Here is a 7,007-nt window from a genome sequence, read left to right as displayed (position 1 = left end):
TCCCTCGTACTGGATGTACTTGGATGATTCGGGCGTGCGGCGAGAGCGCGTGCCAGGCGTCGCGGGCCCACGAAGATCCGCCGGACAGGCCCTAGGGGCGGCAAGCCCGTCAGGACTCCAGCACGAGGGGCACCGCGTCCTCCGCGCCCGGCTCCGCCGGGTCGGCCGGGTCCGCCGGGAGCTCCGCCGTCACCGTGAAGCCGCCCGCCGGGGCCGGGCCCGCGGTCAGCGAGCCGCCCGCCGCGGCCAGCCGCTCCGTCAGACCCGTCAGGCCGGTGCCGCCGCTGCCCGCGACCGCCGCCGTGGTGCCGTTGTCGGTCACGGTGAGCCGGACCTGTTCCCCGGTGCTGTCCACCGTGATCTCGCAGCGGGTGGCGCGGCTGTGCCGGACCACGTTGGTCACCGCCTCGCGCACCACCCAGCCGAGCAGTGCCTCGGTCTGCGGCGCCAGCGGCGCCCCCGACTGCCGCACCACCGGCTCCACGCTCGCCGCCGACAGCGCGGAACGGGCCCGCGTCAGCTCGGTGGACAGACTGCCCTCGCGGTAACCGGTCACCGCCTCCCGGATCTCGGTCAGCGCCTGCCGCCCCACCGACTCGATGTCCCCGATCTGCGCCAGCGCCGCGTCCAGGTCCCGCCCGGCCAGCCGCCGGGCCGCCTCCGACTTCACCACGATCACCGACAGGGTGTGGCCCAGCAGATCGTGCAGATCGCGGGAGAAACGCATCCGCTCCTTCTCCACCGCCCGCCGTGCCAGCTCCTCCCGCGCCGCCCGCAGCTCCCGCACCGCTTCCGACAGGCTGAGGATCGCGGCCGTGACCATGCAGGAGAGGAACGTCGCGTACCCGATGTTCGGCGCCTCCCGCCAGCCCTCGCGCAGGCCCGCGAGGACCGCGCCGTACGCCGCGAGCAGCAGCCCGATCCGTCCCAGGTGCCGGCCGCGCAGGGTGGCGCCCGTGGCGAGGCCGAGCAGCGGGAAGAACAGCAGCCAGTTGCCGCCGTAGCCGACCGCGAGCCCCGTCGTCACCAGGCCCATGGTCAGCAGCGCCAGCCGGGTCGTGACGGACCGGCGCTTGTCGCGGTCGAAGGCGCGGAAGGTGACGTAGACGTAGAGGGAGTTGAAGGTGAACAGGCCCAGGCCGCCGATCCACGGGTTCTCCGCCTTGCCTTGGAGCAGGTTGGAGAAGGAGCCCAGGCCCATCAGCAGCCAGGGCAGCAGCGCGAAGCCGGTCGGCGGGGGCCCCGCGTGCGCGGCGCACCGCTTCGCGCCCGTCGCGCGGGCCAGCGTTCGCGCCCACCAGGTCATGTCCGTGCCCCTCGGCCTCTCCGGTTCCACCGCGTCCCGCCGGTCGGCGGAACGACGCTCCAGGGTAGGGAACGAGAACCGTAGCCCGCGCCGGGCGGATCGTGTCTGTGTCATGCCTACGACGGTAGGAGCGGGCGGCCGCCCTGGGCAGAGGCGTACGTACGGACTCCGGCAGTACGAATGTCACGGCCCGGAAGGCGCCCGGAGGCGCTCGGAAGGCGAAGGGGCGGGGTACGAGCCGTGTGGCCCGTGCCCCGCCCCTTCGCCGTACCGGTCAGGCAGCCGTCTCGGCGCTCCCGTCGCCCGGGCGGCGATGGCGTCCGCTGGGGGCGCTCTCCCCGTCCCGGTCCGCGACCGGGCCCCGGTGCCGACCGTGCCCCTCCGCCTCTGCGGAGGCCGGTTCCGGCCGGTGGAGGCCGGGATCGGCGGGCGCGGACAGCGGCTGCGTCGTGCTGGTGTCGGTCATCGGAAGGATTCACCCCGTCAACATGATCGTCTTGCAGCCGGGAGAGTCTAACCAACCGGCCGGGGAGCCGGTCCAGGCGGCCGCGCCGATCTCCACCGCCCGGTCACGATCTCCCCGGACGGTCACTCCGGCTGCACCGCTAGCGGGCCGTCACCTCGCCGAGCGGGGCCTTCTGCAGCGGTACGGGGCACGGCGCCCGCTGCTCCCGCGGTGCCTCCGGCTCCTTCGCCGCCGCACCCGGCTCCCCCTCCTCCCTCTCCGGCAGGGGCAGGTCCGCCACCCCGCACGGGGTGGCCGCCGTGGCGTACGGAAGCCGCAGCAGGCCCTCCGGCGTCCACAGTCCGGACCCCGCGAGCCAGCCCTCGGGCGCGGGCAGGTGCCGTATCCGGCGCTCGGTGGGCCGCCAGGTGCCCACCCAGGTGCCCAGCGGGCCGTCCACCCGGAGGGCCACCGCGCAGTGCTCCGGGGTCAGGACCTGGCCCGGCTGGGCGGCGAACGGCGTCACCGCGCAGTCGGGCAGCAGCAGCGCGCCGGGGAAGCGGACCGGCAGGGTGCTGCCCATCACGCCCCAGCCCAATCGTTCCTGCCCCGGAGAGGCCGCGTCGGAGGAGATCACCAGCAGACCGCTGTCCGGGTCGGCCAGCAGCAGACGGTCGTCGCTGTCCGGCGCGATCTGGAGCAGCGGCGACACCTCGCCGTCCCGCCCCAGGTCCACCACGACCGTCTTGGTCCGGCCGCCCAGCTCGCGGTCGAGCGCCAGCATCCGTCCCGCCGGGTCCAGCCAGACCCCGCCCGAGCAGCGCCCGCGCACCTCGGCCACCCGCTCGGGCCCCGCGGCGCCGCCGGCCACCAGCCACACGGCCGTGGAGGCGTCGCCCACCGCGAGGGCGTAGGCCCGCTCGCCTCCCGGCGCGGGCGGCAGCATCGTGAGCCGGGTACCAGGCTCCGGGCACTCCACCGAACCGACCGGCAGCTCACCGGTGCCGGGGCCGGTCGGGTAGAGAAGGGAGAAGGCGTGCCGCCGCTCCACCAGGCGGTGGATCAGCACCCGCCCGTCACCCATCGGATGCACCTCGGTGCCCGGCTCCTCGGGCTGGGCGCCGGGCAGCGGCACCGCGTACGGCTCCGGGCCGTCCAGCGTCCAGCGCTCCGGGAACCAGTTCTCGCCGTCCGGCGCGAGCCGGGCGGCGTACGCGCCGTCCGCCGTGATGGCGTACCGCGTCGTGGGCGCCTCGTGTTCCGCGCCGGCCGACGGGGGTTCGATCGCACAGGCCGTCATCGTTCGGTCACCTCCGGCGACGAAGCTAGTTTTCGTACGCACGGGCGGGGGCCGGGTCCGGACGGCTTCACACATACGGGTGGCGCAGAAGCGATTCCTCTGAGGAACGGGCGGGGGTGGGCGTACCGGGCCCGGACCGCCGTACGCGGTACGGCCCCCCTGGACGGACAGGTAGCCTTTCCTCGTGCCCCGTCTGTCTGAAGTCATCGCCGCGCTGGAGACCCTGTGGCCCGCCGAGCGGGCCGAGTCCTGGGACGCGGTCGGCACCGTCGTGGGCGACCCCGGCCAGGAGGTGACCCGCGTCCTGTTCGCCGTGGACCCCGTGCAGGAGGTCGCCGACGAGGCCGTACGGCTCGGCGCCGACCTGCTCGTCACCCACCACCCGCTCTACCTGCGGGGCACCACCACGGTGGCCGCCGGCACCCCCAAGGGCCGGATCGTGCACACGCTGATCAAGAACGACGTCGCCCTGCACGTCGCGCACACCAACGCGGACAAGGCCGACCCCGGAGTCTCCGACGCCCTCGCCGGCGCGCTGGACCTCCGGGTCACCGGCCCCCTCGTACCCGACCCCGACGACCCGGCCGGACGCCGGGGCCTCGGCCGGATCTGCGAGCTGGACCACCCGCTGACCGTGCGCGAGCTGGCCGAGCGCGCCGCCGAGCGGCTGCCCGCCACCGCGCAGGGCATCCGGGTGGCCGGCGACCCCGACGCCGTCGTCCGCACGGTCGCCGTCAGCGGCGGCTCCGGCGACAGCCTCTTCGACCGGGTCCGCGCGGCCGGTGTGGACGCCTTCCTCACCGCCGACCTGCGCCACCACCCGGCCGCCGAGTTCGCCGCGTCCCTCGACGAGCGCCCCCTCGCGCTCATCGACGCGGCCCATTGGGCCACCGAGTGGCCCTGGTGCGAGCTGGCCGCGGCCGAACTCGACCAGATCTCCGACCGTCACGGCTGGGGCCTGAGGGTCCACGTGTCCAAGACGGTCACCGACCCCTGGACCGCCCACGCGGCGTCCCCCGTCACCACTAGCCCCATGGGAGCCCCCAACTGAACGCCGAGCCCGCCGACCAGATCCGACTCCTCGACGTCCAGGCCCTCGACGTCCGCCTCCAGCAGCTCGCGCACAGGCGGAAGTCGCTCCCCGAGCACGCCGAGATCGAGACGCTGGGCAAGGACCTCGTCCAGCTGCGCGACCTTCTGGTGGCCGCGCAGACCGAGGAGAGCGACTGCGCCCGCGAGCAGACCAAGGCCGAGCAGGACGTGGACCAGGTGCGCCGCCGTGCCACCCGTGACCAGCAGCGCCTGGACTCCGGCGCGGTCACCTCGCCCAAGGACCTCTCCAGCCTCCAGCACGAGATCACCTCCCTCGCCAAGCGCCAGGGCGACCTGGAGGACGTCGTCCTCGAGGTCATGGAGCGCCGTGAGGCCGCCCAGGCGCGCGTCGCCGAGCTGACCGAGCGGGTCTCCTCCGTGCAGGCCAAGTCCGACGACGCCACCGGGCGCCGCGACGCCGCGTTCCGCGAGCTGGACGACGAGGCGGCCGCGGTCACCAAGGAGCGCGAGGTCGTCTCCGCCTCCGTCCCGGCCGACCTTCTCAAGCTGTACGACCGCCTGCGCACCCAGGGCGGCGGCGTCGGCGCGGCCAAGCTGTACGCCCGCACCTGCCAGGGCTGCCGCCAGGAGCTGGCGATCACCGAGCTGAGCGAGATCCGCGCGGCCGCGCGCAACGCGGTGGTCCGCTGCGAGAACTGCCACCGCATCCTGGTGCGCACGGCGGAGTCGGGCCTGTAGGGAGCGCCGGGCGTGCGGGAGTTCACCGTCGAGGCCGACGGCGGGTCACGGGGCAATCCGGGACCCGCCGGGTACGGGGCCGTCGTGCTCGACCCGGCCACGGGGGAGACCCTGGCCGAGGCCGCCGAGTTCATCGGCGTCGCCACGAACAACGTCGCCGAGTACCGGGGCCTCCTCGCCGGCCTGCGCGCCGCCCACGCCCTCGACCCCGAGGCGCGGGTCGCCGTCCGCATGGACTCCAAGCTGGTCGTCGAGCAGATGTCCGGCCGCTGGAAGATCAAGCACCCCGACATGAAGCCGCTGGCCACCGAGGCCCGCGGCATCTTCCCGCCCGGCCGGGTCACCTACGAGTGGATCCCGCGCGAGCGGAACAAGCACGCCGACCGCCTGGCCAACGAGGCGATGGACGCGGGGGCGAGGGGCGAGACCTGGACTCCTCGCGTCTCGGTGCCGGTCGCTCCGGAGCCGACGGGGCCGCCCGGCGACGCGCGCGCGGGAGCGGCGGCCGTACGGGCGGCACTGGTGCGGGGCGTGCATCCGGCGGGCGAGGGCGGTCCCGGTGCCGCCGCGCCGTCCGGCGGGCGGGGCACTGCCGGGGCCGAGGGTTCTGAAGCGGCGGTGGCTTCGGCCCGACAGGCCGCTGCTCCCGCCCCCGGGGCGTCGGGTGCGGTCGCCGGGGCCGAGGCGTACCGCCAGGCCCCCGCGGCGGCCGGGCCCGCTTCCGGTGACTCCGCCGGACGGCATGACGCCGACGCCCGCGCCGCCCGTACCGTCGCCTCCGCCACCACCCCCACCTCTGCCTCCACCTCCTCCGCGCCCGGCTGGAGCGCCGCCCCCGACCTCGGGGCGCCGGCCACCTTCGTGCTGCTGCGGCACGGGGAGACGCCGCTCACCCCGCAGAAGCGGTTCTCCGGGAGCGGCGGGAGCGATCCCGCGCTGTCCGGGGCGGGGCGGGAGCAGGCCCGGCTGGTGGCGGAGGCGCTCGCGCGCCGGGGGACCGTGCAGGCGGTCGTCGCCTCGCCGCTGGCCCGTACGCGGGAGACCGCCAGGGTGGTCGCGGACCGGCTCGGGCTGGACGTGAGCGTCGACGACGGGCTGCGCGAGACCGACTTCGGCGCCTGGGAGGGACTGACCTTCGGGGAGGTCCGCGAGCGGTACCCGGACGATCTGACCGCCTGGCTCGCCGACCCCGCGGTCCGCCCCACCGGCGGCGGCGAGAGCTTCACGGAGACCGCCGAGCGGATCGAGGAGACCCGCGCCCGGCTGGTCGCCCGGTACCGGGGCCGTACCGTCCTGCTGGTCACCCACGTGACGCCGATCAAGACCCTGCTGCGCCTCGCCCTAGGCGCCCCGCCCGAGTCGCTCTTCCGGATGGAGCTGTCGGCCGCCTCGCTGTCGGCGGTGGCGTACTACGCCGACGGCAACGCGAGCGTACGGCTGTTCAACGACACCTCGCACCTACGTCCCTGAGCCCGGCCGCGCCGCGCGCCAGCTCCTCGACCCGGGCCCAGTCCCGGGCGCCCACCGCATCCGCCGGGACCATCCAACTGCCGCCCACGCAGCCCACGTTGGGCAGGGCCAGGTACTCGGGCGCATTGGCCGGCGCGATACCGCCCGTGGGGCAGAAGCGGGCGTCGGGCAAGGGCCCGGCGAGCGACTTGAGATACGCCGTACCGCCCGCCGCCTCGGCCGGGAAGAACTTCATCTCCCGCACCCCGCGCTCCAGCAGCGCCACCACCTCCGAGGCGGTCGACACCCCCGGCAGGAAGGGCACCCCGGACTCCCGCATCGCGGCGAGCAGCGACTCGGTCCAGCCGGGGGAGACCAGGAACCGCGCCCCCGCCGCCACGCACCTGCTCGCCTGGTCCGGCGTGATCACCGTCCCGGCGCCCACCACCGCCTCGGGCACCTCCTCGGCGATGGCCCGGATGCCGTCCAGCGCGGCCGGGGTGCGCAGCGTGACCTCGATCGCGGGCAGCCCCCCGGCGACCAGCGCCCGCGCCAGCGGCACGGCGTCGGCGGCGTCGGAGAGCACGACGACGGGGAGGACGGGCGCGAGGTCCAGTACGGAGGCGGGGGAGGGCACGGATGAGGTCATGGACGCCATCGTGCCCAGGGGAAACAACCTGCGCAATGGACGTTGCACATGCTGCAATCGGCACGGG

General features: G+C 75.3%; 7 protein-coding genes. 3 read left to right on the top strand and 4 right to left on the bottom strand.

All coding sequences use genetic code 11. The annotated features are described in order from the left end of the window. Window positions 1-109 precede the first annotated feature (109 nt). The 3 genes from ABZ898_RS10790 to ABZ898_RS10780 all read right to left on the bottom strand — a co-directional run bounded on the left by ABZ898_RS10790 (window position 110) and on the right by ABZ898_RS10780 (window position 3,051). Window positions 110-1,306, bottom strand: a complete 1,197-nt coding sequence (locus ABZ898_RS10790; protein WP_361655522.1) for a sensor histidine kinase — start codon at window positions 1,304-1,306, stop codon at window positions 110-112. Between the two features lie 274 nt (window positions 1,307-1,580). Further along, window positions 1,581-1,772, bottom strand: coding sequence for a hypothetical protein (locus ABZ898_RS10785; RefSeq protein WP_361655519.1), 192 nt, complete (start codon window positions 1,770-1,772; stop codon window positions 1,581-1,583). A gap of 139 nt (window positions 1,773-1,911) precedes the next feature. Then, a complete protein-coding gene (locus ABZ898_RS10780; RefSeq protein ID WP_361655516.1) occupies window positions 1,912-3,051 on the bottom strand; it encodes a hypothetical protein in 1,140 nt (379 codons plus the stop codon). Between the two features lie 184 nt (window positions 3,052-3,235). Here ABZ898_RS10780 and ABZ898_RS10775 point away from each other — a divergent pair, with 184 nt between their 5' ends. Genes ABZ898_RS10775 through ABZ898_RS10765 form a run of 3 tightly spaced genes read left to right on the top strand, consistent with a single transcriptional unit; the run spans window position 3,236 to window position 6,312 of the window. Continuing rightward, entirely contained in the window at window positions 3,236-4,102 is an 867-nt protein-coding gene (locus ABZ898_RS10775; RefSeq protein WP_361655513.1) for a Nif3-like dinuclear metal center hexameric protein, read from the top strand. Further along, on the top strand, window positions 4,099-4,842 hold the full coding sequence (locus ABZ898_RS10770; protein WP_361655557.1) for a C4-type zinc ribbon domain-containing protein: 744 nt from the start codon (window positions 4,099-4,101) through the stop codon (window positions 4,840-4,842). The genes ABZ898_RS10775 and ABZ898_RS10770 overlap by 4 nt, the downstream gene beginning before the upstream one ends. Window positions 4,843-4,854: 12 nt before the next feature. Continuing rightward, entirely contained in the window at window positions 4,855-6,312 is a 1,458-nt protein-coding gene (locus ABZ898_RS10765; protein ID WP_361655510.1) for a bifunctional RNase H/acid phosphatase, read from the top strand. On the opposite strand, the gene ABZ898_RS10760 is transcribed toward ABZ898_RS10765, so the two are convergent. Continuing rightward, complete coding sequence (locus ABZ898_RS10760; protein ID WP_361655507.1) at window positions 6,284-6,940, bottom strand: bifunctional 4-hydroxy-2-oxoglutarate aldolase/2-dehydro-3-deoxy-phosphogluconate aldolase; 657 nt, start codon at window positions 6,938-6,940, stop codon at window positions 6,284-6,286. The two genes, ABZ898_RS10765 and ABZ898_RS10760, sit on opposite strands and share 29 nt — an antisense overlap. Window positions 6,941-7,007 lie beyond the last annotated feature (67 nt).

This window comes from Streptomyces sp. NPDC046860, from assembly GCF_040645115.1.
Classification (GTDB): domain Bacteria; phylum Actinomycetota; class Actinomycetes; order Streptomycetales; family Streptomycetaceae; genus Streptomyces.
Note: the sequence above shows the minus strand (reverse complement) of the source record. Positions and strands in the feature narration are given on the sequence as shown.

What these genes read in the sequence shown, in the direction of transcription:
- ABZ898_RS10780 (WP_361655516.1), bottom strand. Translation starts at nt 3,051, where the DNA reads ATGACGGCCTGTGCGATCGAACCCCCGTCGGCCGGCGCGGAACACGAG.
- ABZ898_RS10785 (WP_361655519.1), bottom strand. Translation starts at nt 1,772, where the DNA reads ATGACCGACACCAGCACGACGCAGCCGCTGTCCGCGCCCGCCGATCCC.
- ABZ898_RS10790 (WP_361655522.1), bottom strand. Translation starts at nt 1,306, where the DNA reads ATGACCTGGTGGGCGCGAACGCTGGCCCGCGCGACGGGCGCGAAGCGG.
- ABZ898_RS10760 (WP_361655507.1), bottom strand. Translation starts at nt 6,940, where the DNA reads ATGACCTCATCCGTGCCCTCCCCCGCCTCCGTACTGGACCTCGCGCCC.